Source organism: Flavobacteriales bacterium, assembly GCA_021296215.1.
In the GTDB taxonomy this organism is placed as follows: Bacteria; Bacteroidota; Bacteroidia; order Flavobacteriales; family ECT2AJA-044; genus ECT2AJA-044.
Window position 1 is genome coordinate 1 of record JAGWBA010000034.1, and the last position, 24,218, is coordinate 24,218.

25 protein-coding genes and 1 pseudogene are annotated in these 24,218 nt (G+C 49.3%); 9 read left to right on the forward strand and 17 right to left on the reverse strand.

Annotation, left to right across the window (positions count from 1 at the left end; translation table 11 throughout):
• Positions 1 to 89: 89 nt before the first annotated feature.
• A pseudogene (locus J4F31_06990) lies at positions 90 to 440 on the forward strand (NUDIX domain-containing protein).
• Here the strand turns inward: J4F31_06990 and coaD are convergent.
• Genes coaD through J4F31_07010 form a run of 4 tightly spaced genes read right to left on the reverse strand, consistent with a single transcriptional unit; the run spans position 412 to position 2,822 of the window.
• The gene (gene coaD, locus J4F31_06995; protein MCE2496305.1) at positions 412 to 867 is read right to left on the reverse strand and encodes a pantetheine-phosphate adenylyltransferase; all 456 of its coding nucleotides are present in this window, start codon (positions 865 to 867) and stop codon (positions 412 to 414) included. The pseudogene J4F31_06990 and the gene coaD sit on opposite strands and share 29 nt — an antisense overlap.
• Positions 864 to 1,397, reverse strand: a complete 534-nt coding sequence (gene rsmD, locus J4F31_07000) for a 16S rRNA (guanine(966)-N(2))-methyltransferase RsmD (GenBank protein ID MCE2496306.1) — start codon at positions 1,395 to 1,397, stop codon at positions 864 to 866. Before rsmD ends, coaD begins: the two co-directional genes overlap by 4 nt.
• Positions 1,385 to 2,245 carry a DUF3822 family protein gene (locus J4F31_07005; protein ID MCE2496307.1) on the reverse strand — a complete coding sequence of 287 codons (861 nt, stop codon included), beginning with the start codon at positions 2,243 to 2,245 and terminating at the stop codon, positions 1,385 to 1,387. The genes rsmD and J4F31_07005 overlap by 13 nt, the downstream gene beginning before the upstream one ends.
• Entirely contained in the window at positions 2,229 to 2,822 is a 594-nt protein-coding gene (locus J4F31_07010) for a hypothetical protein (GenBank protein ID MCE2496308.1), read from the reverse strand. The genes J4F31_07005 and J4F31_07010 overlap by 17 nt, the downstream gene beginning before the upstream one ends.
• Positions 2,823 to 2,932: 110 nt before the next feature.
• On the opposite strand from J4F31_07010, the gene J4F31_07015 reads away from it, so the two are divergent.
• Both J4F31_07015 and J4F31_07020 read left to right on the forward strand, forming a co-directional pair.
• A complete protein-coding gene (locus J4F31_07015) occupies positions 2,933 to 4,348 on the forward strand; it encodes an AAA family ATPase (GenBank protein MCE2496309.1) in 1,416 nt (471 codons plus the stop codon).
• Positions 4,345 to 4,899, forward strand: a complete 555-nt coding sequence (locus J4F31_07020; GenBank protein MCE2496310.1) for a 1-acyl-sn-glycerol-3-phosphate acyltransferase — start codon at positions 4,345 to 4,347, stop codon at positions 4,897 to 4,899. Before J4F31_07015 ends, J4F31_07020 begins: the two co-directional genes overlap by 4 nt.
• Here J4F31_07020 and J4F31_07025 read toward each other — a convergent pair.
• The 4 genes from J4F31_07025 to J4F31_07040 form a co-directional block, all read right to left on the reverse strand.
• On the reverse strand, positions 4,893 to 5,429 hold the full coding sequence (locus J4F31_07025; GenBank protein ID MCE2496311.1) for an adenylate/guanylate cyclase domain-containing protein: 537 nt from the start codon (positions 5,427 to 5,429) through the stop codon (positions 4,893 to 4,895). The genes J4F31_07020 and J4F31_07025 overlap by 7 nt on opposite strands.
• Before the next feature lie 176 nt (positions 5,430 to 5,605).
• Positions 5,606 to 6,121 (reverse strand): hypothetical protein, encoded by a 516-nt coding sequence (locus J4F31_07030; protein MCE2496312.1) that lies wholly within the window; start codon positions 6,119 to 6,121, stop codon positions 5,606 to 5,608.
• A gap of 44 nt (positions 6,122 to 6,165) precedes the next feature.
• Positions 6,166 to 6,711, reverse strand: coding sequence for a hypothetical protein (locus tag J4F31_07035; protein MCE2496313.1), 546 nt, complete (start codon positions 6,709 to 6,711; stop codon positions 6,166 to 6,168).
• Positions 6,712 to 6,720: 9 nt separating this feature from the next.
• Positions 6,721 to 7,035 (reverse strand): hypothetical protein, encoded by a 315-nt coding sequence (locus J4F31_07040; protein ID MCE2496314.1) that lies wholly within the window; start codon positions 7,033 to 7,035, stop codon positions 6,721 to 6,723.
• A 79-nt stretch (positions 7,036 to 7,114) separates the two neighbouring features.
• Between J4F31_07040 and J4F31_07045 the strand changes: the two genes are divergently transcribed.
• Positions 7,115 to 7,543: a hypothetical protein gene (locus J4F31_07045; GenBank protein ID MCE2496315.1), complete on the forward strand. Its 429-nt coding sequence runs from the start codon at positions 7,115 to 7,117 to the stop codon at positions 7,541 to 7,543.
• A gap of 3 nt (positions 7,544 to 7,546) precedes the next feature.
• On the opposite strand, the gene corA is transcribed toward J4F31_07045, so the two are convergent.
• From corA to J4F31_07070, 5 genes are all read right to left on the reverse strand, one after another.
• Positions 7,547 to 8,512, reverse strand: coding sequence for a magnesium/cobalt transporter CorA (gene corA, locus J4F31_07050; protein ID MCE2496316.1), 966 nt, complete (start codon positions 8,510 to 8,512; stop codon positions 7,547 to 7,549).
• Between the two features lie 89 nt (positions 8,513 to 8,601).
• Positions 8,602 to 9,504, reverse strand: coding sequence for a mechanosensitive ion channel family protein (locus tag J4F31_07055; GenBank protein MCE2496317.1), 903 nt, complete (start codon positions 9,502 to 9,504; stop codon positions 8,602 to 8,604).
• A gap of 1 nt (position 9,505) precedes the next feature.
• Positions 9,506 to 10,336 (reverse strand): hypothetical protein, encoded by an 831-nt coding sequence (locus J4F31_07060; GenBank protein ID MCE2496318.1) that lies wholly within the window; start codon positions 10,334 to 10,336, stop codon positions 9,506 to 9,508.
• Positions 10,337 to 10,369: 33 nt separating this feature from the next.
• Complete coding sequence (locus J4F31_07065) at positions 10,370 to 11,185, reverse strand: hypothetical protein (protein ID MCE2496319.1); 816 nt, start codon at positions 11,183 to 11,185, stop codon at positions 10,370 to 10,372.
• 20 nt (positions 11,186 to 11,205) lie between these two features.
• The gene (locus tag J4F31_07070) at positions 11,206 to 12,450 is read right to left on the reverse strand and encodes an ABC transporter permease (protein MCE2496320.1); all 1,245 of its coding nucleotides are present in this window, start codon (positions 12,448 to 12,450) and stop codon (positions 11,206 to 11,208) included.
• A 113-nt stretch (positions 12,451 to 12,563) separates the two neighbouring features.
• Here J4F31_07070 and J4F31_07075 point away from each other — a divergent pair, with 113 nt between their 5' ends.
• From J4F31_07075 to lhgO, 5 genes are all read left to right on the forward strand, one after another.
• Positions 12,564 to 14,834, forward strand: coding sequence for an aconitate hydratase (locus J4F31_07075; protein ID MCE2496321.1), 2,271 nt, complete (start codon positions 12,564 to 12,566; stop codon positions 14,832 to 14,834).
• Positions 14,827 to 16,149: an MFS transporter gene (locus tag J4F31_07080; protein MCE2496322.1), complete on the forward strand. Its 1,323-nt coding sequence runs from the start codon at positions 14,827 to 14,829 to the stop codon at positions 16,147 to 16,149. The genes J4F31_07075 and J4F31_07080 overlap by 8 nt, the downstream gene beginning before the upstream one ends.
• A 71-nt stretch (positions 16,150 to 16,220) precedes the next feature.
• Positions 16,221 to 16,586, forward strand: a complete 366-nt coding sequence (locus J4F31_07085) for a hypothetical protein (protein MCE2496323.1) — start codon at positions 16,221 to 16,223, stop codon at positions 16,584 to 16,586.
• Positions 16,587 to 16,590: 4 nt separating this feature from the next.
• Positions 16,591 to 17,472, forward strand: a complete 882-nt coding sequence (locus J4F31_07090; GenBank protein MCE2496324.1) for a hypothetical protein — start codon at positions 16,591 to 16,593, stop codon at positions 17,470 to 17,472.
• Between the two features lie 11 nt (positions 17,473 to 17,483).
• Complete coding sequence (gene lhgO / locus J4F31_07095; protein MCE2496325.1) at positions 17,484 to 18,692, forward strand: L-2-hydroxyglutarate oxidase; 1,209 nt, start codon at positions 17,484 to 17,486, stop codon at positions 18,690 to 18,692.
• A gap of 11 nt (positions 18,693 to 18,703) precedes the next feature.
• On the opposite strand, the gene J4F31_07100 is transcribed toward lhgO, so the two are convergent.
• Genes J4F31_07100 through fahA form a run of 4 tightly spaced genes read right to left on the reverse strand, consistent with a single transcriptional unit; the run spans position 18,704 to position 24,056 of the window.
• On the reverse strand, positions 18,704 to 19,969 hold the full coding sequence (locus J4F31_07100) for an adenylosuccinate synthase (GenBank protein ID MCE2496326.1): 1,266 nt from the start codon (positions 19,967 to 19,969) through the stop codon (positions 18,704 to 18,706).
• A gap of 12 nt (positions 19,970 to 19,981) precedes the next feature.
• Entirely contained in the window at positions 19,982 to 20,446 is a 465-nt protein-coding gene (locus J4F31_07105; GenBank protein ID MCE2496327.1) for a transcriptional repressor, read from the reverse strand.
• A 29-nt stretch (positions 20,447 to 20,475) separates the two neighbouring features.
• A complete protein-coding gene (locus tag J4F31_07110; protein MCE2496328.1) occupies positions 20,476 to 22,722 on the reverse strand; it encodes a bifunctional (p)ppGpp synthetase/guanosine-3',5'-bis(diphosphate) 3'-pyrophosphohydrolase in 2,247 nt (748 codons plus the stop codon).
• Between the two features lie 53 nt (positions 22,723 to 22,775).
• Positions 22,776 to 24,056 carry a fumarylacetoacetase gene (gene fahA, locus J4F31_07115; protein ID MCE2496329.1) on the reverse strand — a complete coding sequence of 427 codons (1,281 nt, stop codon included), beginning with the start codon at positions 24,054 to 24,056 and terminating at the stop codon, positions 22,776 to 22,778.
• Positions 24,057 to 24,218 lie beyond the last annotated feature (162 nt).

Genomic DNA, 24,218 nt, shown 5'->3' on the forward strand with positions numbered 1-24,218 from the left:
TTCTTCTCTTTGACATAATCTTCTAAATTTAAATCTCCTAAACTGTTTTAGAAAATCTGTCCAGCCCTTTAAGGGGCTGATACAGGAACGAGCTACTCGTGATCAATCGATGGGGCAAGTGGGACCTTCCCAAGGGGAAAATGGAACCGGGCGAATCACCGGCGCAATCTGCACTGCGCGAGGTCGAAGAGGAGTGCGGCATCACTGATCTCGCCCTCGGTGAACCTATTTTCCCTACCTATCACACGTACCGCATTGGTGAACAACCCATCTTAAAGGTGGCCTATTGGTGTACCTTGAGGAGTTCGGGAACTGAGAAATTGATTCCACAAACAGAAGAGGGTATAGAGGAAGTGGTTTGGATGGAACGCGAAAGATGGCCCGAGATTTGGGAAAACACCTACGCCAATATCAGCCGATTGTTACAGGCACAAACATAGAGACATCGCCTCCGTTGCGGAAGATGTCTCTGACAATACTGCTGCTGATCGCCGAGAATTCAGGGTCGGTCAATAAAAACACTGTTTCGAACCGGTTATTCATCATCCGGTTGGCCTGGGCAATGGCCTTTTCGAATTCAAAATCGGCCGGATTCCTAAGTCCGCGCAGGATATATTGCGCTCCCACCGATCGGCAAAACTCGACCGTAAGCCCTTCGAATTGCGCCACCTCGATCTCATCTACACCTTCAAAGGCCATGTGAATGTACTTCATACGCTCCTTGCGACTGAACATGTACTTCTTCCGGGCATTCTGCCCAACGGCAATGATGATCTTATCGAATAGTCCGACCGCTCGTTGCACGATATCGACATGCCCGTTGGTGATGGGATCAAAGCTCCCGGGAAATACGGCTACTCTGTTCATATCTCAAAGATAGAGAAATTCACGTGTCCGTATCGGCGGTGCTCCGTAAAGCCCGAAACCTCACTTAGGTCTTCTTTGTCGCTGTGTTCAATGATGAGTAAACCTCCTGAATTCAATAGAGATCGTTGGCTTATGATATTCACCAGTTCATCACTTCGCATTAAATCGTAGGGCGGATCCGCAAAGATGAAGTCGTACTTCTCCGGAGTGCGCTGGGCAAAAACGAAGACATCGGACCGACTGGCACGCAGGCCTTCCATGCCGAGCTCCTTGGCGGTGCTTTCTATGAAAATGGTACAATCGCGATGCTTATCGACTGCTGTGACATCCGGACAACCCCGCGAGATCAATTCTAAGCTGATGCTACCTATTCCGGCAAAGAAGTCGAGTGCCTTGCTTTCGTACAGATCGATCCGATGACCGAGGATGTTGAACAAAGCCTCCTTGGCTCTATCGGTAGTGGGGCGAACGGGCAAGTTCTTTGGGGCCGATATTCGACGCCCTTTATAGGTGCCGCTTATGATACGCATAGGTACTGCTGAAAGAGTCCGTAGTAGTGCTGTGGCGCGACGCTATCGAGAATGGGGGCGTATACGAACCCATCGGGCCGTAGGCCCAAATCCACATTACGAATGTACTTGTAGGCGATCTCGTAGAGTGCCGAGTGCTTTTCGATGCTTCCGTAGAGGGTTAGGGGCACCTCCTCAGGGTTGAGGTTGAGCTGTTCCATGGCGAAGAGCAGGTAGTAGATAAGGTCTTCGGAGGTTTGGAAAGGGTAGCGATTAAAGAGCTGCAGCTTTCGGTCGATGAGCACCAACAAGGTGAATTGACGATTTTCGATATTCACGAGCACTCGCGAAGCCTCGTCGTTTTGAAATCTACGCAGCATGCCCTCGAGAAAGGGAGTGGTTCCGTGTACTACCTTCACTCCCTTAAAATGCTCGTGTAACGAACTCGGTAGGGGGTAAACATTCCCGGCCTCAACGGCCGGAAGGTCATCTCTGAACAGCTCATCACTCGGGAGTAAAGGTTGAACGAAATTACGAAGGGTCTTTTCGGCCATCGGGGAGCTGAAAGCATTGGGGATCAGTGTAGAAACTCCAAAATTCCAGGCCATGCTTTGGCTGTGTGTATCGGTCCGCAACCACTCGTCCTGCTCGCGCAAGTTTTGGTAGCGCTCCCAAATCACTTGCAGCCGATCGGTGGCCTTAAAGTCGTACTCGCGCACACCGATATAGGTATTCTTTTCCAGATCCAATATCGAAAAAGAAAGTCCATCCGAGTCGAGCTGGATGGACCTGTGCTTGGGATGCGAATTTCTTAATTGGGTCTGGTCAATAAAATCGGCCTTCGCCTTTATTTTACTGCCAGTTTCCACCTAATGTCGCTTCGGTAAGGGAGCCCACCTGCAAATCCTTTGCTTGGGTATTGATCAAGGTGCGGTCCAATCCTTTCAAATACTCCTCTTTTGGAGCGCGTGCTTCGAACACTTGAACGACCAATCCACCCTCTTTCTCCAAACGACCAGCGTCCATCGCGAACTCTTTTCCGCCCGAGAAAGGAATGGTCTTCATGCTGTTGAGGTCGTAGCCTGCGAATAAGGAGTCTTTGATCGATTTGTATCCCAGCGTGTCGATCACCACGGTATCGCGGATCTCCATCATTTGGTACAGATCATTGAACGCTTCAAAGCTCGAATCGCGTCGTTGCAAAAGGGTAAACTCACCGGTATCCAAAAAGGCGACCAGGTCGGTGAAGTTTGGACTGAAGTAACCGTTCACTTCTTTAAAAGCCGATTGGGCGGTGCGAATCGTGATCAGCTTTTCCTTCACCACCTCCATACGGCGGTTTTTCTGCTGTTCAAAGCGGATAGGAGCTTGAATGATCTCGTACAACCAATACGCCAAACCTAGGGCGACGATAACTAAAACTACTTTGAGTATGAGCGTTCTCATGAACGTATAGGGTATTTGATGTGGAGCAAATCTACAATTTTTTTTAAACCGAAAGCTTGCCTTAATGGCCCTGAAGCACCCTATCTTTGGGCTTAACAGAAAGTTAAACTATGGAGGGCGCAGCCCTGAAAACACAATTGCTCCGCTCGTTCGGATTCACGCCCACAGCGGAACAGGACGCACTACTCGACCGGCTGGCCGACTTCATGCTGGACCTAAACCCCCGCCGATTGTTCCTTTTAAAGGGATATGCCGGTACCGGTAAAACGACCGCGGTGAGGTCCGTAGTATTATCTGCACCTATGGTGCGAAGGAAAACCGTGCTCCTCGCTCCAACCGGGCGGGCGGCCAAAGTGATGTCTTTGTATTCCGGTAAATCGGCTCAAACCATTCACCGAAAAATTTACGTTCCTCGGGTTACTCGCCAAGGAGGCGTCTTTTTTGAACGTCTCGAAAACAAACACACTAACACCATTTTCATTGTAGACGAAGCTTCAATGATCACGGGATCGGGCGGAGTCGGTGAAAATTCCCTGCTCGACGATCTGGTGGAATACGTTTATTCGGGAGTTAATTGCAAACTGCTGTTTATTGGCGACGAGGCGCAGCTTCCGCCCGTACACAGCGACCTCAGTCCTGCGTTGGACCCCGAGTACCTGGGTGCTCGCTACGACAGAGAGATCACAGAGCATCGGCTTACCGAAGTGGTGCGCCAACGGCTCGATTCGGGCATTCTCTTCAATGCGACCGAGGTACGGCGTATCATCGAGATCGATGAACCCGAAGTACCGCGATTTTCGATTGAGAACTTTCCCGACTTCATTCGGATCCGAGAGGGATTTGAACTCGAAGAGGCACTCAACGAGGCCTATGAAGATGGGGTGGACAACACCGTGGTCATTTGCAGATCCAATAAACGCGCTAACCTGTATAACGGACAAATTAGAGCGCGCATTCGTTGGCAAGACACCGATCTCAGTGCAGGGGATTACCTTATGGTGGTCAAAAACAACTACTTCTGGCTCGAAGGAAATAAGCGTTCCAACTTCATCGCCAACGGGGACATCGCAGAGGTGATGGCCGTGCGCCGCATCAGGGAGTTATACGGATTTCAGTTTGCCGAAGCGACCGTTCGACTCGTGGACTACCCGGATATGGAAGAGCAAGACGTGATGCTCCTGCTCGACACTTTGCGGGTCGACGGCCCAAGCCTTGATCGCGATTCGAGCCAACGACTTCACCAAGCCGTAAAAGAGGATTACGCCGATATTCCATCTAAATACCAACAGAGGCAAAAGATCAAGCAAAACGAATATTACCAGGCCTTGCAGGTCAAGTACGCATACGCCGTCACGTGTCATAAGGCGCAGGGTGGTCAGTGGAAACACGTTTTCGTTGAGCAGGCCTACCTGCCCACCGGCGAACCCGATATCGCCTACTTGCGTTGGCTTTACACGGCCATAACGCGTGCTACGGAAAAAGTATATTTGATCGGATTCAAGGACGATTATTTCGAAGAATCATGAAGAAGTGGTTAGGAAAGACCATTCTGGGACTTTTCGGTTGGAAGATCAGCGGGTCGGTTCCCAAGGAACTCAAACGAATGGTCATGGTGGCTGCACCGCATACCAGTAACTGGGATTACTCCATTGCCATACTGTCGTTCTGGTACATCGGTATTCGTATGCGGTATTTCATCAAGGACGCCTACACCCGGTCTGTATTCGGCTTTTTATTTCGCGCTTCTGGTGCTATTGGGGTCGATCGAAGTCGACGTGGAAACCTCACTTCGTTCGCTATTGAGCAACTCCTAGAAAATGACGAAATGGTGATCTTGGTTCCGGCCGAAGGCACTCGCTCCCGCGTCGATAAGTGGAAGACCGGATTCTATCACATCGCTATTCAGGCCGAGGTTCCGATCGTGTTGGGCTATGTCGATTACGAAAAGCGCATCGCCGGTATCGGTCCGGTTTATTACCCTACGGGAGATTTTGAAACCGATATGGCGCATATTGAAGATTTTTACCGCGATAAGGCGGGGCGCTACCCTGAAAAGTACAATCCGAGTATTTATTGACCGGCGTGGTCGACGAAGTACATGTCCATAAGCCCTTTATTCTTCGCTTCAATGCGTCCGCGATGCCTAGTTTTAAAGGAATCTCGAACCAAGTCAAAGGTCGTTTGACTGATGTTGACCTTTCCCGGCTCGCTGTTTTGTTCCATCCGCGCCGCAGTATTCACGGCATCGCCCCAAACGTCGTACTGGAATTTCATGGTTCCAACTACACCGGCCACGACATCTCCCGTATGCAGACCGATACGCACGGCAAGTGATCTGTCGGGCCGCAGTTCATTAATGGCATCGACCTCGTCGCGCATGGCCGGGGCAGCTCGCACAACATCTGCAGCGGCAGCTTTATTTTCGACGGGCATTCCGCCTACGGCGAGATAGGCATCTCCGATGGTCTTTATTTTCTCGAGGCCATAGGTTTGGCAAATTCGGTCGAAAGCGCGGAAGTAGCTATCGATCTCCGTTACGAGTTCACTTGGAGACAGGCGTTCTGAGAGGGTGGTGAATCCGACAAAATCGGCGAATAGGATGGTCACTTGATCGAATCGCAGGCGGTGGTTTTGCCGTGTTCTTTGAGCTCGTTGGCTGTTTCGACAGGTAGGATGTTCAGCAAGAGGCTATCGCTTCTACTTTTTTCGCGTCGGGTTTGATGGAATTGGTAGAAGATAAGTCCGCTCAGCAGTACAATTAAGGCGAAACCGAAGCCAAAAGATCACGATCGAAGCAATTCGGTGCGCAGTTGTGCGGCTTGGCGGCTTTGCTCGAGCCGCATTTCGTGGAGTACTTCGGCGAGCGCGAGCTTTTCTTTTTCGTTGATCTTTTGGATGCTGTCTTCGAGTGCATGGCGTTCATCGGCCAGGGCATAGGCACTGCGATAATCTCCTTCAACCAAACGCATTCGCTCGAGTCCGGCCACGGCTCTCAACAAAAAAGGAACAAAGCGCGATTCTCGACTGTACTGAGCTCCGATGTCAAAGAAGTGCGCGGCCCGTTCGAACTCCAATTGTCGTTCGTAGAATTCGCCCATGCGGATGTAAAAATTGGCCTTTCGGTAGAGATCGGGCTGAGCGGCCATTTCGGCACTTGCCTTTTGCCAAAAATACGAAGCACTGTCTATTTGACCTTGAGCTTCCTTAAAATAAGCCCGGAGTCTATAATACGGGTATGGCGCGGTGACCCGAGTTTCTTCGAGTTCGTCGGGAAGGATGTCGCGGCACAACTCATACAACCCTTGAAAGTCTTCATTTCTAATGAGCTGGGTTCTGTACAGGCTTAGGTATTCGCGAGTTGGTAGTTGTATCCCTGATCTTCGAAATTGTGTATGCGGTTGAGGAGTTCATCGAGGTAGTCATCTAAATATCCGGCTTCGATACTCACGTACAGCTTCCAATAGTCGAGAAGGTACTGATCGATGCGGTCGAATTCATCGCTTTTTTCGATCAGCTCAGATTGAAGTTCCACTGTGCGGTACGCTTCGTCAATTTCGCCCAACCGAACGTAAAAGTCGCGCAGTTCCTCGTAGTGTTTGAACAAGCTACGATCGTTGCCAAATCGTTTGATGACCTCTTCGCCGATGAGAAAGTAGGTGAGTGCCGGAACTTGTTGGTTGTTGTTTTCAGCGGCCTGCCCCAGTTGCGTATAGCTCCAGCCTACTAAAACGGAGTCTCCCAAGATCCGGGCTTGACTCAAAGCGGCTAGTCCTTCCGTAACGGCTCTATCGAACTTGTAGGTGGCATCGTACAATTGAGACCTGAAGAAATGAGCGTACCACGCTTTTTTAGGAAAGTCAGAGGTTCGCGATTCCCATTCGGCGATCATCCGATGTGCTTATTTGCTTTTGGTCAAAAGGGGGCCGAATTCGAGATACATTTCGATGATCCGCGTATGTTCGCGATGCCCTATTGGCTGGTCGTGAAGAGCTCGTAGTCTATCGATCACGGAGTCAATGGTAGAGCCGGAAGCGTGAAGGTATTTTGCGATACGAGCCTTTTGGCCGAGCAGATCGAGCTGCATTTCGGTTGACGGAGCCGAGAGGATGGCGGGCCAGGAAGGATCGTTGGGCAATGGACGCTCGATACCCATCGCGCCGTAGGCGCAGAAAAAAACGAGGAAGTTTACGAGGGTTCGTGAGATCGCGTTCATGACGGTCAAAAGATAGGAACTCTTTCCATTTGCTCCGATTATTTGTCTAATTTGACCGGAACAACCTAACTCAGATTTTATGAAAGTGAATGTCTATTTGAAGTCCTTCGGAGCGGGAGTGCTCGCTTGCGCCGCCCTGCTCGGCGTTTATTCGTTTACGTTGGACGGTCCAAAATTCGACCAAGGTGGTGATGGTATCGGTGTTGAGCAAGCGAAAATGTTGCATCGGACCTACATGCAGAATGACCCACCGGTAGTCAACGGTGCAGTTCAGGCCATTGAAGTGAGCGATGCAGCCCTTTCGATCATGAACGACGTATCAAAATCGAACAGCGGATCCAATGGAGTGCGCCTGTACTTTGGGCTCGATTCGGACGGCAATACTGCCAACGTAGTCGTTGCCACGGCCGATGGTAAGGATATGACGAGCGGATACATGCGCGTTTCGGTGGGTCCGGCAACGGCGTGCCCTACGGTATGCGACCGTGCCAGTCCGATCATGAAATAATAATCAGAACCGGTTTTTACGCTTCATATAGAGCAACATGCCTATGGCTATGATACCCATGACGCCGAGTACATAGTAGTATGCGTCGGGGTTGTGTAGTTCGGGCATGTTGTCGAAGTTCATTCCGTAGACCCCTGCGATGAAGGTTAGTGGTATGAAGATGACGGAAATGAGTGTAAGTGTGTAGATCGTGCGGTTCATACGGTGGTCCATAGGCGAAGAATGGATGTCCACCAAATCGCTCAGCGTATCACGTAAGAACTCGAGTTGCTGAATATTAGCGCCAATCATTCCGTGAAGATCCTTGAAAAAGGAGCGGTTCTCTGCCGATACCAGTACGTCGAGATCCTTGTTTGCCTCGGTCATGTGGCCGAGTGGCGCAAAGAATCGCAGGATCAGCACGATCTCTCGCTTGTACTGAATAATGTTTTCGACCACTTTACCTTTTCGATCGCGCGAGGCTTCGATCTCGAGCAGGTCAATGTTCTCGGTATAGCTGTCGATGATCAGAATAGTGTAATCGACAATGAGGTCGATCAGCGCAAAAAGCAGGTAGTCGAGTCCTCGCTTGAGGATACGGCCTTGCGGATGTTTAAGGCGTTCTTGTAGAGGGCCAAAGGGCGAGTCGTGCCGTTCTGAAAAGGTAATGAGCACCTTTTTATTGTAGATAATGATCAGGTTTTCGGTAGCCAGCTCATCTTTTTCGTCGATCCTGAACAACTTCAGAATAAAGATCGCCTGGTCGCCATTGATCTCTCGCTTGGGGCTGTGCCGCACGTTGGCGATATCTTCGAGTACGAGGTCCGAAATATCGAATTTTGTGCCTACGGCACGAAGGGTGTCTGTGTCGTGCAGTCCGAATATGCGAAGCCAATGATTTTGTCCGTCGCGATAGTGCTGGTTAAAATCTTCGAGCGAATTGAGCACAAAAGTTTCGGAGCCTTCTTCGCCGTATCGAATAAGCTCCATGGTCATGGGTTCACTCCGGTGAATTCCCGTGTAATCAATGGTTCCGGGCGGTTTACCGAATTTCTACTTATAGCTCAATCGTTTGACGCTCACGACTTTCGGTTTCGGATCTCAGCCTTGGCTTGGTCGACATCTGTTTTATAGACAACGGTTCGGTAGGGAAAGGGGATCTCGATTCCCTCTTCATCGAATCGGCGTTTGATGGACTTGTTCAAGTCCGTTTTCATCATGAATCCGGTAATGGAGTCTTCGGCCCACGCGTTTATCCGGAGCCGGATTCCGGAGTCGAGGAAGCCCATGACCAGGATGACCACCTTTTCTTCGCCTTTCTCAATATCCTCCGGTGTTCGCCAGTCAATAAGACCGGGGTGTTTAAGTACTTCTTCTCGGATGACGTCAATGGCCTCGTCCAGGTCGGTGTCGTAGGAGACCGATAAGGAGATTTGCGTATTCGTTTTTTCGTCGGTGATCGTGGAATTGATGATTGTTTCGGTGCTTATTACGGAGTTGGGAATAACGATACGGCGATTTTCGAAGTTCCGGATGACGGAATGGCGTAGGGTAATGTCCTCGACCAATCCGGATCTGAGGGATCCCACTTGAATAAGATCACCTACACGAAAGGGCTTGAAAATCACGATGAACAGTCCACTGATGATATTGCTAAAGGCTTGTTGTGAGGCGAAACCGACGATCGCAGCGAATATCCCGGCACCGGCGAATAGGGTAAGGCCGAGCGCTTTGAATTCCGGAATGCTGTAGATCACGGTGAAGAACGCCAAAAGGTAGATCAAGGCCGTTACGGCATTCTTGAAGAAGCGATAACGCGTAGGATCTACTTTTAGAACCAGTGAACTGGAGTTGAAGAATCGGTTGAGGAAAAAGTTGATCAAACGAGACACGATGGTCGCGGCCACGAAGGCGGCAACAATAATGAGTGCGTATTGCCAGAAGGGCTGATCCCACCTTATTTGCTGAGCTGCGTTTTCCATTTTAGTCTTTGGGTGCTAAAATACGCCAAGTTAAGCCCATGGACGTATGCACGATGGATGCTTTTATCGGGTCGGAAATGGCCGGTCCAAATGAGTATTCTTGGCTCCAACCGTCTGTCCCTATATTCAAATCAAATCGAAGTGGTTTCCACACTTGGTACGACATACCAAGTTGTAGCATATCGGACTCAAAAAAGCTCGTGATGTTGGGACTTTCGTACGGTCCGGAATTGAACTGTTGAAAATTAACTAGTTGAAAATCCACGAATACTGAAAAGCGCGGGTTGGGATTGTAAGCCAAGTTTAGGGTGGAATAAATTGTTGATCCACTCTCGTATTGACCGGAGGCTTCAAGTATCATTACGCCGGTCGATGTTCCAAAGGACACTTGCCCGGCATCAATCCCGAAGTTAAAAAGGAATCGAACGGTAGAGACATTATCATTCAATTTTGGAACGACAGATGTTCCATAGCCCGCGAGAATATTCAGATGCACCTTTTCGAGGTCGAGCAATTGATATCGTGCGCCGATGTCAAAATCATTATCGAGGCCCAATTCATGAATGAAATTACGTGTAAATGAAGCGTTGAGTTCCAGGTTTTTAATAAGACCATACCTAAATTGAATAGGGTTGGTATGCATGTAGTAATTGCTAGCTCCGGTCCAATAGGTCTCGATACCGAATTGAAGGGTGAGTGCACCCGGACTTACGACAGTACTGGAGAAGGTTTGACCGGGGCGATCGGAATTTATGGAGGAGATGGATTCCTGAGCCGATGTTGCGAATCCGGCCGCGAGGCCGAGAAAAAGAATTGCGATGCGTTGAATCATGTAGGGAATTTGAGGTTTGTCGGCAACATGGTACTACTTAGTCGTCGAATTGCTATTGCCGGGAATGATCCGCCAAGTCGCTCCGAGCGAAATGTACTCTACTAAAACGTATACTTTTCCGGCTGAGAATCCGAAATTAAATGGAATGTCGGCAGCTACGTCTATCTGAAGATTTGGGTTGATAAGCCGTGCACAGACCCATGAAACCCCCTTAAAGTAGTACAGTTCCTGAGATAGGAAGGGTGGTGAATACCAAAATTCACTCAAAGCATAGTCAATATATCCGCTCCATTTTTCGTTCGCTTGATATTTGAAGTTAAGGACGAAGGACATATCCGTGTACGGCTCATAATCTCGTCTTTCAAAACCTTTCGGGTTTAGATGATATCCGAATACACTAAGATTGGTACTCCATTTTCCGTCTATGAATGTAAAGTTGGTTCCTAGCCAGGACACCGCCAGCCGGGCATCGCTACTTGGGTACGCGAGTTGAAACCGACCGTGGAGATTGGCTTTAAAGCGGTCACCTTGAAACCACTGAAAGCGGGCACCCACTTCGAAGGCGGAACTGCGTTGTACGGTTGGTTCAAAGAAAATCGATGAACCGGCATTGACTTCGAGCCGATCCGTAACGCCGTATCGGAGTAGGATAGGTATTGAGAACTCATCTGCTAGGTCTTTTTTAGGGTTCCAGTCGAACTCGGATTCGAGCAGGAGAGCACCGGAATTTGCCGTTGAGCTCGAGAAAGTGTGTCCGGGTCGATCCGAATTGAGAGGGGTCCAATCTTCCGCCGATGTTGCGAATCCGGCCGCGAGGCCGAAAACCAAAAGAGCGTGACATAGATTCATGAACAGAAAGGTAGGAAATACTATTCGTATCGAAGCGATTCGATGGGATCGAGCCGCGCGGCTTTCATGGCAGGGTAGCATGCCGCGCCGGTACCTACGCCCAAACAAACGAGGAATGCCGTGAAGATCCAAGTCCAGGGCACGAGAAATGGCGCGTCGAACTGGAAGCTGAGCACGTTACCCACCATAATGCCGAGGGCGGCTCCGAAGAGACCTCCGATTTGGCAAATGATTACGGCTTCGATGAGGAATTGGAGCAGGATGTTGTTGGCCTTGGCACCTATGGCTTTGCGGATTCCGATTTCGCGGGTACGGTCGGTAACACTTACCAGCATGATGTTCATGAGCCCTATGGAGGCTCCGAATAGGGTGATCAAAGCGATCGTGATCGTAGCGAAGATCACGGCTCCAAGCTGTTCGATGAGAAGTTGGGAGAGGTTGTCGCTTTGTTGAATGTTGAAGCTCTCTTCTTCGGTTGGATGCTGCTTACGCACTGCCCGCATGAGCCCACTCGCATAGCTGATGGCGGTGTCTTTGTCCTGAGTGCTGTTGCACATGACCGAGATTTGAAAACTTTGGTTGGGCCTGCTGTAGACTTGTCGGGCTTTTTGGATGGGGATGAGCGCAATATTATCACCGCCGAAGCCAGCTGAAGATCCTTTGGATTCCAGAACACCGATGACTTTGAACTTCTGCTTGGATATACTGATGGTTTGGCCGATCGGATCCTCGGTTTCATTGAACAGTGCCTGGACGACGTCGGGTCCGATGATGGTAAAGGAGCGATTGTCTTCGATCTCTTGCTCGATGAAATTACGTCCGCTCTCGAGCCGATAGCCACCGGTCAGAATATAGTTTTCATCCACCCCCGCTACCTGCATGTTTGGCTTGGTCTCTTTTTCGAGCCGTTGAAGTTGTGCCGTTCCGGAAGCCATCATCGAAACGGACACCGTGGCCGGAAAATCGAAGCGGTCCTTAAAAGACTGTGCTTCGCGGATGCTAATGGGTTCGTGTCTTTTTGGGCGTATGCCATTATTGTTGAACATGATGGTCATACCGGAGTTTTGAATGGTAAAGCTGTTGGCTCCCATTCGGGCGAAATTATCGGTAATGCTCCCTTTGATGACGTCAATTGCGGTGAGGATTCCAACCAACGCGGTAATTCCAATGGCGATGACCGTCATGGTGAGTCCCGCGCGTAATTTTTGACTCTTGATGGAGCCTATGGCTTGGCGGACGTTTTCGACAAAGACGGACGAGATCAATTTCATAGGAGCAAGTTACGAATAGAGCCGATACACCCGGCTTTAAAAACAGGGCTGAATTTGCTATTTTCGCAGTCCCTCAGAACGAATTACGAATATAAAAAAGTTCCCATATGGCATTCGATATCGAAATGATCCAAGGCGTATATAGCCGAATGGCCACGCGAATCGACCAGGCGCGTGCAGTTGTTGGTCGTCCATTGACCTTAACAGAAAAGATATTGTACGCACATTTGACCGATGGTGAAGCCACCGAAGCCTTTGAGCGCGGTAAGTCTTATGTGAACTTTGCTCCGGATCGTGTAGCCATGCAAGATGCGACGGCCCAAATGGCCTTGATGCAATTCATGCAAGCCGGAAAGGCCAAAGTTGCGGTTCCTTCTACTGTTCACTGCGATCACTTGATTCAAGCCGAAACAGGTGCCGTGGCGGATATGGAAAAGGCGCTCAGCATCAATAAAGAGGTTTTTGACTTTTTGTCCACCGTTTCGAACAAGTATGGAATTGGATTCTGGAAACCCGGCGCAGGAATCATCCACCAAGTAGTTCTTGAGAATTACGCCTTCCCGGGTGGAATGATGATCGGAACTGACTCACATACAGTGAACACCGGTGGTCTAGGTATGGTGGCTATTGGCGTTGGTGGAGCCGACGCAGTGGATGTGATGGCCGGAATGCCTTGGGAATTGAAGTTTCCAAAGCTCATCGGTGTTAAACTGACAGGGAAACTGAGCGGTTGGACCTCAGCCAAGGATGTGATCTTGAAGGTTGCGGGTATTTTGACAGTGAAAGGGGGAACGGGAGCCATCGTAGAATACTTTGGCCCTGGAGCCGAAAGCATGAGCTGTACTGGAAAAGGTACCATTTGTAATATGGGTGCAGAGATCGGTGCAACGACCTCAATCTTCGGCTATGACGCCAAAATGGGTGAGTATTTGCGTGGAACCGATCGTGCCGATGTTGCGGACTTGGCCGATCAAAACGCAGAAAACCTTCGCGCCGATGATGGAGTATTCGAGAATCCGGAAAAATACTTCGACGAAGTTATTGAGATAGATCTCGACACATTGGAGCCACACCTTAACGGACCATTTACTCCGGATCTCGCATGGCCGTTGAGCAAATTCGCTCAAGCCGTTAAAGACAATGGCTATCCTGAAAAATTGGAAGTTGGACTTATCGGTTCTTGTACCAACTCGAGTTATGAGGACCTGACGCGTTCGGCCTCTGTGGCACAGCAGGCGATAGATAAAAATCTCAAGCCAAAAGCCGAATTCACCATTACTCCAGGTAGCGAGCAAGTTCGTTATACGGCAGAGCGGGATGGAATCTTGGATACTTTCGGTAAAATGGGTGGAGTAGTTCTGGCAAATGCCTGTGGACCTTGTATTGGCCAATGGGCTCGTCATATGGACGATCCGGATCGCAAGAACAGTATCATTACTTCGTTTAACCGAAATTTCGCCAAGCGAAATGACGGAAACCCGAACACCCATGCATTCGTGGCCTCACCTGAATTGACCACGGCATTTACGATCGCAGGGTCCTTGACCTTTAACCCGATCACGGATACGTTGACCAACGAAGATGGTGAACAAGTGAAGCTCGATGAGCCTATGGGAATCGAAATGCCACCTTCCGGATTTGCGGTAGAAGATGCCGGGTATCGGGAACCCGCAAAAGATGGTTCGAACATCGAAGTGAAAGTCGATCCCGAAAGCAAACGCTTGCAGATACTAACTCCATTTGAGCCATGGGATGGCGGAAATATGGAGGGATTGAAACTGCTCATCAAGGCGAAAGGCAAATGTACTACCGACCATATTTCGATGGCCGGGCCTTGGTTGAAATTCCGTGGACACTTGGACAACATCTCCAACAATATGTTGATCGGTGCGGTGAACTTCTTCAATGAGCAAACGAATTTGGTGAAAAGCCAATTGACTGGAGAGTACGGGGCTGTACCTGATACTCAACGTGAGTATAAAGCCGAAGGAATTGGTACTGTAGTGGTGGGAGACCACAACTACGGAGAAGGATCGAGCCGCGAGCACGCCGCCATGGAACCCCGTCACTTGGGTGTGAAAGTAGTGCTGGTGAAGTCATTTGCCCGTATTCACGAAACCAACCTGAAGAAACAAGGTATGTTGGGATTGACTTTCGCCAATGAGAGTGATTACGACAAAGTTCGTGAGGACGATACCTTCAACTTCATTGATTTGAAAGACTTTGCTCCAGGCAAGCCGTTGACGATCGAAGTTGTTCAAAGTGATGGAAGCAAGGACACGATCGTTGCAAACCACACGTACAATGAAAACCAGATCGCCTGGTACAGTGCCGGATCGGCACTGAATCTGATTCGTGCTTTAGAGGCGAATGCCTAATTTCCAAAAAGGATCTAAACGAGCCAGACGGGGTTGGGCCTTTTACGATTGGGCCAACTCAGTTTACTCTTTGGTCATAGCCACGGCCGTTTTTCCAATCTACTATGGAGCCGTAACAACTGGAGAAAACGACAATCTGGTTCGGTTCCTTGGTATCGAATGGGAGAACACGGTTATTTACAGCTATTGCCTCTCGTTTAGCTTTTTAGTCGTCGCTCTTCTGTCCCCGCTCCTATCCGGTATTGCGGATTATTCAGGAGCTAAGAAACGATTCCTTCAAGTATTCTGCTACGTTGGAGCGCTGGCCTGCGGAGGGCTCTATTTTTTTAATGGTGAAAATGTAGCCTTGGCCTTGGTTTTGACCATTGTGGCCAGCGTTGGTTTTTGGGGTAGCCTGGTCTTTTACAATGCGTATTTGCCAGAAGTTGCCTTTGAAGAGCAACAGGATGCCACTTCGGCAATGGGTTTCAGTTTCGGTTACTTCGGAGCCACCCTGCTGCTCGTATTCAATTTAGCGATGATCCTCCAACCCGAGGTTTTTGGCCTTCAAGATTCAGGGCAAGCATCGAGGATCAGTTTTTTAATGGTCGCTGTTTGGTGGATCGGATTTGCCCAAGTAACCTTTCGCCGGCTTCCCGATCGAACCAAGCCGGGTCGCCTGACTCGTACGATTCTAGGTAACGGGTACAAAGCCCTTCGTGAAGTATGGAACCAACTCGCCGCAATGCCCGATGTAAAGCGGTTCTTAACGGCATTTTTTCTCTTGTCGGTTGGCGTACAAACGATCATCTATGTCGCCAGTCTGTTCGGTGAAAAAGAGCTGAACCTGGACTCAACCTATTTGATCGGATCCATCATTTTGATCCAAATACTCGGTATCGTCGGGGCACAACTTTTTTCGCATTTAAGTGCTCGTTTCGGGAACATTAAAGCGCTCATGGTTTCGCTAGTGGTGTGGGCGTCGATGGGTGGTGTGGCTTTCGCCCTGCGGGCGGATGATCCACTTGTCGAATATAAGTTCTTGGCGTTAGGCTCGGCCGTTGGACTGGTTTTGGGCGGAGTGCAAGCTCTTGCCAGGTCGACCTACAGCAAAATGCTACCCCAAGATTCCTCTAAGCACACCAGCTTTTTCAGTTTTTACGACGTTACCGAAAAGGTGGCGATCATTCTAGGAACCTTTATCTATGGGCTCCTCGAATCGATCACGGGGAATATGCGTACGTCCGTCGTGGCGTTGAGCTTGTTTTTCGTTTTGTCGATACTCGTTCTGCTACCTATTCGAAAGCGATTCAAACCTTATCTTTCAAAGGTCTAATTTGAACCTTTCCAAACCTAAGGCCTTTGTTTGAACGTATATTTATCGAACTCTACTCAAAAGTGCCATTCATGAGAAGGATACTCGTTTTTACTGTGTTGGTTGTCTCTTTCGTATCGAGCTGTACGTACAATTCCATTGAAGATCTCGATCCTTCGGGATGCGATACCACCGGAGTCACCTATTCCGGCTATGTTGAGCCGCTGATCAGTGAAAGTTGCGCCTACGCCGGATGTCATTTGGGAAATTTCGCCGCAGCTCAATTGGATCTATCGGAGTACGACCAGGTGAAATCCGTGGTCGATAATGGAAAGTTGCAGGATCGAATAAATCGCGCCGCAGGCGATCCCCTTCTTATGCCTTCTACGGGAAAATTGGCACCTTGTCAAATAACCAAGATCGAGGCTTGGATCGAGGCCGGAGCTCAAGAAAATTAATGGTATGAAAAAGATATTGCTACTCGGAGTCGCATTTTTTGTCGGGGTGACGTCCTTTGCGCAAGACGATCTCATGGATATGCTCGACGACGGCGAAAAGACGACCAATTGCGCTTTTGCCACCTTTAAAGACTCGCGGATTATCAATGTTCAGAGCAATGAAACAGTAGGTGCGGGCGTGCTGAAATTCGTTATCAGTCACAGATTTGGGAAGTTGAGTGATGGAGCTTACGGTTTGTTCGGTCTCGACAATGCGACCATTCGATTGGGCCTCGACTACGGTATAACCGATAATATTCAAGTGGGTTTGGCACGATCGTCCTTTGAGAAGACCTACGAGGGAAACCTAAAGTTCAAACTACTGCGTCAGAGCTCAGGTACTCGTGAAATGCCCCTTTCAATAACCTGGTACTCTGGAATGTACATCAATGGCCTTCGGGCTCCGGAGGATGCCTACTCACCATCTTTCGTAGAGCGGATGTCCTTTGCACATCAAGTTGTGTTTGCCAGGAAGTTCGGCCAGGCCTTTTCATTAGCGGTTGTTCCAACATACATGCACGATAACTTGGTTTTGACCAACGACATGAATAACGATCAGTTGGCCGTTGGAGCTGGCGGTCGATTAAAGATCACGAATCGCTTGAGTCTGAACGCTGAATATCATTACCGAATCATACAGCAATTCGAACAAGATGATCCGTATAACAACAGCTTTTCGATCGGGGTGGATATTGAGACGGGCGGACACGTATTTCAGTTGCATGTGACCAATAGTCGCGGTATGTTTGAACCAGCCTTTATTGGCGAAACGACCGGACGCTGGGTCGATGGTGACATCTACTTCGGATTCAACATATCCCGTGTTTTTACGATCGTTCGTCGTTAACGAAGATCTATATGTACGATTTGGCCATAATTGGTGGAGGTATCGTAGGTGCCGCTACCTGGTACGAACTTCAAAGTAGATACCCGGAAAAGAGGATCCTCCTTATCGAGAAAGAAAATGAATTGGCCGCCCATCAAACGGGTAATAACTCAGGCGTAATTCATTCCGGCCTTTACTACACGCCCGGTTCCCTCAAGGCTAAGAACTGCGTTCTCGGAAGAAAAGCACTTGTTGCTTTTGCTCAAGATCACAACATACCGCACGATGTATGCGGCAAAGTGGTCGTTGCTACTGAAGAGCGCGAGCTACGGCATATGGAACGCATCTATCAAAATGGTATCGCAAATGGTATCGAAGGTCTGGAAAAGATTTCCGGAGCCCAGATCAAGGAGCACGAACCGCATGTTGAGGGGGTTGCCGGATTATACGTGCCTGTAACTGGAATCATCGATTACAAAGCTGCGACGGTAAAAATGGCCGAGATCGCCGATGCCAAGAATCCCGAAAGCCATCTCAGGTTGGGTGAGGAAGTCAAGGACATCGAACACTTGGATGGGCGCTCGACGATTATAACTTCAAAGGCCAAATACGATGCAAAAGAGTTGATCTTCTGTGCGGGCTTACAAGCCGATCGTTTGGCGCGACGCGATAGCGTTAAGCTGGCTGAGCAAGTGGTTGGTTTTCGGGGCGACTACTACGAATTGACCGAAACGGGTAAACACAAGGTGAAAAACCTCATTTATCCCGTACCCGATCCGCAATTTCAGTTCCTCGGGGTGCATTTTACACGCATGACCGACGGAGAAATCGAATGTGGCCCAAATGCCGTGTTCACGTTCAAACGCGAGGGTTACGGTAAAACCGATTTTGATTTGCGCGATACATGGGATGCGCTCAGCTACGGCGGAACCTGGAAACTCTTCACCAAGAATATGGCCTACGGAATCGGAGAATACCGAAGAGCATTCAGTAAAAAGTTCTTTTTGCGCACGCTTCAGCGCATGATTCCGAGTTTGACCATGGAAGATATTCGCCCAGGAAGAGCAGGAGTACGGGCACTATTGTTGGGGACGGATGGCGATACGCGCGATGATTTTCGAATCGAGCGTCGCGGAAACAGCATCCACGTCCTTAACGCGCCTTCGCCGGCAGCAACGGCCAGTTTAGCGATCGCGGAAAACATCGCCGATATGTCCAAGGAATATTTTGGTTGGGCCTAGCGGCCCGATGTTTACCTGTACAGCGTTTGAACGCGATCAGGGCCGACGGAGACCAATTTTACCGGTACTCCACAATGGCGTTCGATGAATTCGATATAGTCGATCAAAGCTTTCGGCAGATCCGATATATTCGTTACTCCGGTCAAATCTTCGCTCCAGCCAGGTAGCTCGTCGTAAATGGGATCGATCAAGTCTTCATTCAATGAGTAGGGGAGATGTTCGATCTCTTCACCACGGTACTTGTACTTCGTACATACCTTCAAGGTGTCCAATCCGCTCAATACATCGGCCTTCATCATCATGAGTTCGGTGACGCCATTCACATTGATGGCGTATTTCAGTGCGGGTAAATCGAGCCATCCACATCGACGCGGACGCCCTGTAGTTGATCCAAACTCGTGCCCGGCAACGCGCATGCGCTCTCCCTCTTCATTTTCCAATTCCGTGGGGAACGGTCCACTTCCTACGCGAGTGCAATATGCCTTGAAGATTCCGTAAACGTTACCGATTCGGTTGGGAGCAATACCCAAACCGGTACATGCCCCGGCCGTAATGGTATTCGAAGAAGTTACGAATGGATAGGTACCGAAATCGATATCGAGCAAGGAGCCTTGAGCACCCTCGGCCAAGATATTCTTACCGGAGGCAATACAATCAGCCATGAATTGCTCGCTGTCTATCAGAGTTAATTTCTTGAGGTTTTCGATTCCGTCGAACCACTCTTCTTCAACCTCTTCGAGATCGTATTCGTAGTCGAAATGGCTGAGCATTTCAACGTGTTTGTTACGCAATGTGGCGTAGCGTTCTTTGAAGTCAGGGAGCTCAACATCGCCTAAGCGAAGCCCGTTCCGACCAGTTTTGTCCATGTAGGTTGGCCCGATTCCCTTCAAGGTTGAGCCGATCTTCTTTTTCCCTTTGGCTTGCTCAGAAGCCGCGTCTAGAAATCGATGAGTTGGAAGGATCAAATGAGCTTTACGCGAAAGTAGAAGCTTCTCTGCGAAGTTTACATCGCGCGTTTTAAGCCCTTCGAGCTCTCTACAGAAAATGACGGGATCGATGACGACACCATTACCCACCACGTTCAAGGCTTCGGGATGAAAAATACCCGATGGGATCGTGTGTAATACGTGTTTAATACCGTCGAACTCCAAGGTGTGACCGGCATTGGGTCCTCCTTGAAATCGAGCGATCACGTCGTATTTCTTGGTCAGAACGTCAACAATTTTTCCTTTTCCCTCGTCGCCCCATTGGAGCCCGAGTAATACATCTACCGACATGTTCTCAGCTAATTATGATTCTTCCGTTTCTCCCTCGACGGGAGCATTTTTAAGGGCGTAAAGGTACAGAGAATGGCTCAGAACTTTGACACCAAACAGGTCTTCTATTGAGGCTTTTATCTGTTGAATTCGGGGATCGCAGAATTCGATGACTTCACCCGTGTCCGTGCAAATCACATGATCGTGCTGCTTATCGTAAAATGAAGGCTCATACTGGGCTTGATTATTTCCGAATTGATGCTTGCGAACCAAGTTGCAATCGAGCAAAAGTTCGATCGTGTTGTACAGTGTAGCTCGCGATACCCGGTAATTTTTGTTCTTCATTTTGATGTATAGCGATTCCACATCAAAGTGTTCCTTTTGGTCGTAGATCTCCTTCAAAATGGCAAATCGCTCAGGTGTCTTTCGCTGACCATTTTGCTCTAAATAAGTCGTGAATACCTGTTTAACTTGCTCTTGATGATCTTTATTCACGATAGTTCGAATTAAGGGCTAAAGGTACGAAATCAGGAGCGTTCCTTCTTGAGGCTACGAGTCACGTTCCGAACGCCGTCAATTTTCTTGATCCTTTCAATCAATTGTTCCAAGTGGTGCGTGTCGTGCACCTCAACGGTAATGGTTCCGTCGAAGATCCCATCATTTCCCGAAATGTTGATGCTCTTGATGTTCACTTTCATCATGTTCGAAATGATTCGGGTCAGTTCATTGACCAATCCGGATCGGTCGATACCCGTGATGGTCAAAATGGCTCGGAAATCCCTGCGGTCCGAGCTCACCCATCGGGCTTTGAGTATCCTGTATGCGTAGTTCGACTGAAGGCGTAGAGCATTAGGGCAATCGACCCGATGCACTTTAATTCCTTGGTTGATGGTCAAAAAGCCAAATACATCATCGCCCGAAATAGGATTGCAGCACTTGGAAAGCTTGTACTCGAGCTGTTCTTCATCGTCTCCAAAGACCAGAATTTGGTCTTTCTTATCCGATTCGTTCTCCGATACGGATCGTATGCTGGAACTCGACCTACGTGTGAAGCGTGATTTCAGGTAATTGTAAATGCCGCCGCTTCGATCGGTGGCAAATGCCTTGAGTCGCTTGTTGTCTATGACTCCAGTGCCTACCTGGTAAAAGACGTCTTGTGAATTGGCCAAATTGAAGTAACGAGTAAGTTCGTTCAGAACCTTTTCGTTGAATTGCACCTTGAGGTGCTTTAGTTTGCGAATCAGGATCTCTTTTCCTTCGTCGGCGATGGCCTTTTTCTCCTCCTTGAGCGCATTCTTGATCTTCGTCTTGGCTTTGGCAGTCACCACGAAATTCATCCAGTCCTCCTTGGGCTTTTGCTTTACGGAAGTCAGAATCTCAACTTGATCACCGCTTTTGAGTTGATAACTCAAAGGCACCAGCTTCGCGTTTACTTTGGCTCCCAGACAACTTGCCCCGATCTCCGTATGAATATCAAAGGCAAAGTCGAGAGCGGTGGCTCCTTTCGGCAATGTTCTGAGATCTCCATTGGGTGTGAATATAAAGACCTCGTCGCTGAACAGGTTTAGTTTAAAATCATCGATGAAGTCGATAGCACTCGCCTCGGGGTTTTCCAGCAGATCCCGAATCTTGTTGATCCAGCCTTCGAGCTGATTCTCGCGCTGTTTGGCGCTGACTTCTGCACCATTCTCTTTATAGCGCCAGTGAGCCGCATACCCCACTTCGGCGATCTCGTCCATTCGTTCACTTCGGATCTGAACTTCAACCCAGTGTCCGCGGGGCCCCATAACGGTAGTGTGTAGTGACTCGTAGCTGTTAGCTCGTGGGGTGCTGATCCAGTCGCGCAGACGATCCGGATTCGGTTTGTAGAAGTCCGTAATGATCGAATACACCTTCCAGCACTCTGCCTTTTCATTGTCGGTGTCGGTATTTACGATAATGCGAATGGCGAACTTGTCGTAAACTTCATCAAAAGTGATCCCCTGTTTCAGCGTCTTTTTCCGAATGGAGAACATACTCTTCGGACGCCCCTTAATGGTAAAGTCGATTCCCTCCTTGTTCAACGCTCTTCGAATTGGAGACGAAAATTGCTGAATGTAGCGCATGCGCTCTTGCTTGCTATCGCGCAGGCACTGCTGAATATCTTCGTAAACTTCGGGTTCGGTATATTTGAGTCCGAGATCCTCCAATTCGGTCTTTATAGCGTAAAGACCTAAACGGTGCGCCAAAGGTGCGTATATATAGAGCGTTTCGGAAGCGATCTTACGCTGCTTGTGCGGCGCCATGGATTCGAGCGTGCGCATATTGTGCAGGCGATCCGACAACTTGATTAGGATCACCCGAACGTCATCCGAAAGCGTGAGCAGCATCTTCCGGAAATTCTCGGCCTGTACACTCACATTTTGATCGAACACACCCGAGATCTTCGTGAGACCGTCGATGATCCGCGCTACTTTTTCGCCAAATAAACGCTCGATATCCTCTAACGTGTAGTCCGACTCTTCGACCACATCGTGCAGCAGCCCGCAAACAATAGAGATATGCCCCAAACCAATATCCCGGGCCACGATCTGTGCCACGGCAATAGGGTGGTATATGTAGGGTTCTCCCGACTTACGCCTCTGATCTTTGTGCGCATCGATGGCCAAATCGAAAGCTTTTCGGATGGTTTTCTTTTCCTCCTTGGTCAGCGGGTATTTCGCACTGCGCAGCAAAGCTCGGTAGCGATTCCGAATCTCCTTCTTCTCCTGCTCTAAATCAATCGCCTCGTGCATATGAGTAAAAATAGCAAAAGGGTAACAAAAGAAAGCCCCGTATGTGCAAGGTTTTAGCTTTCGCGCGCATGAAGCACGGTTCCGCTCACTTCGCCAAAGCCAATGCGCACTCCATCGCGTTCACAGTGTCCGCGCATGATCACAGTATCGCCGTCCTGAATGAACTTGCGCTCGGAGCCATCCGACATCTTCACCGGCTTGGTTCCGCGCCAAGTGATCTCGAGCATGGACCCATAACCGTCCGGCGTAGGGCCGCTAATAGTTCCGCTCGCCATGAGGTCACCGCTGCGCACATTACATCCATTCACCGTGTGGTGCGCAAGCTGTTGCGCCATATTCCAATACAAGTGCTTGAAATTGGTCTTACACACAGTGGTTTCTTTTTCGGCCTGCGGCCGGATGGTCACTTCCAAGCTAATGTCGAAACTGCGGTCGCCGCTGAACTTTAAGTAGGGTAGGGGCTCGGGATCTTGCGCAGGTCCGGCCGTACGGAACGGTTCTAGCGCATCCATCGTTACGATCCACGGCGATATAGAGCTGGCGAAGTTCTTTGCGAGGAAAGGTCCGAGTGGAACGTATTCCCACTTTTGAATATCTCGGGCGCTCCAATCGTTAAAGAGAGCCAAGCCAAAGATGTAGTCCTCAGCCTCTTCAACTGAAATATGTTCGCCCAGGCCCTTTCCGGTTCGTGTAACAAAAGCCATTTCCATTTCGAAGTCGAGCAAGCGCGATGGTCCGAATACCGGAGTATCTGAATCGGGCAGAATCGTTTGTCCCAAGGGACGGCGAACATCGGTCCCACTTACCACAACAGAAGATGCACGTCCATGGTAACCCACCGGAATATGCAGCCAGTTGGGCAATAGGGCATTGTCCGGATCACGGAACATGGTTCCTACATTGGTAGCGTGTTCTTTGCTCGAATAAAAGTCGGTGTAATCACCAATTTCGATCGGAAGCACCATCTCGATCTCATCTACGGAAACCAACACCGCCGACTTATGATCTTCGTTCGACTGGAGCGCTTCGTTGCCCGAGTCAAAAATCTCGGCGATTCGATCTCTAACGGCTCGATTGATCACTTTACCGAGGTCCATGTAGGCGTTCAGTGAGTTTTCGAGGAAAATACCTTCCGGAAGGTCTATTCCACTGAAATAACCCAGTTGTTGCAACGCTCCGAGGTTGATCGCCGTGTCGCCGATACGAGTTCCGGCACAGAGGGCCTCATCGTTCCGCAGGAACATACCAAAAGGAATATTTTGAATGGGGAAGTCCGAATTCTCGGGGACGGAAAGCCAGGTTTGGCGGTTCGGGTCGTTGGCGGAAATGGCCATGTGGAAAGAATCTTTTCTAGTTCCTCGCAAAGGTATTTAAATCCTTGGAGAAGGTGTGGTGACCTGAGGATGTACCGCTATATTTGGAGTCTGTTCAGAAAAGTGTGTCACTTAACTTAGTGATATGAAAAAGCAAGAAATATCGAAAGCCGGCTTACAAGA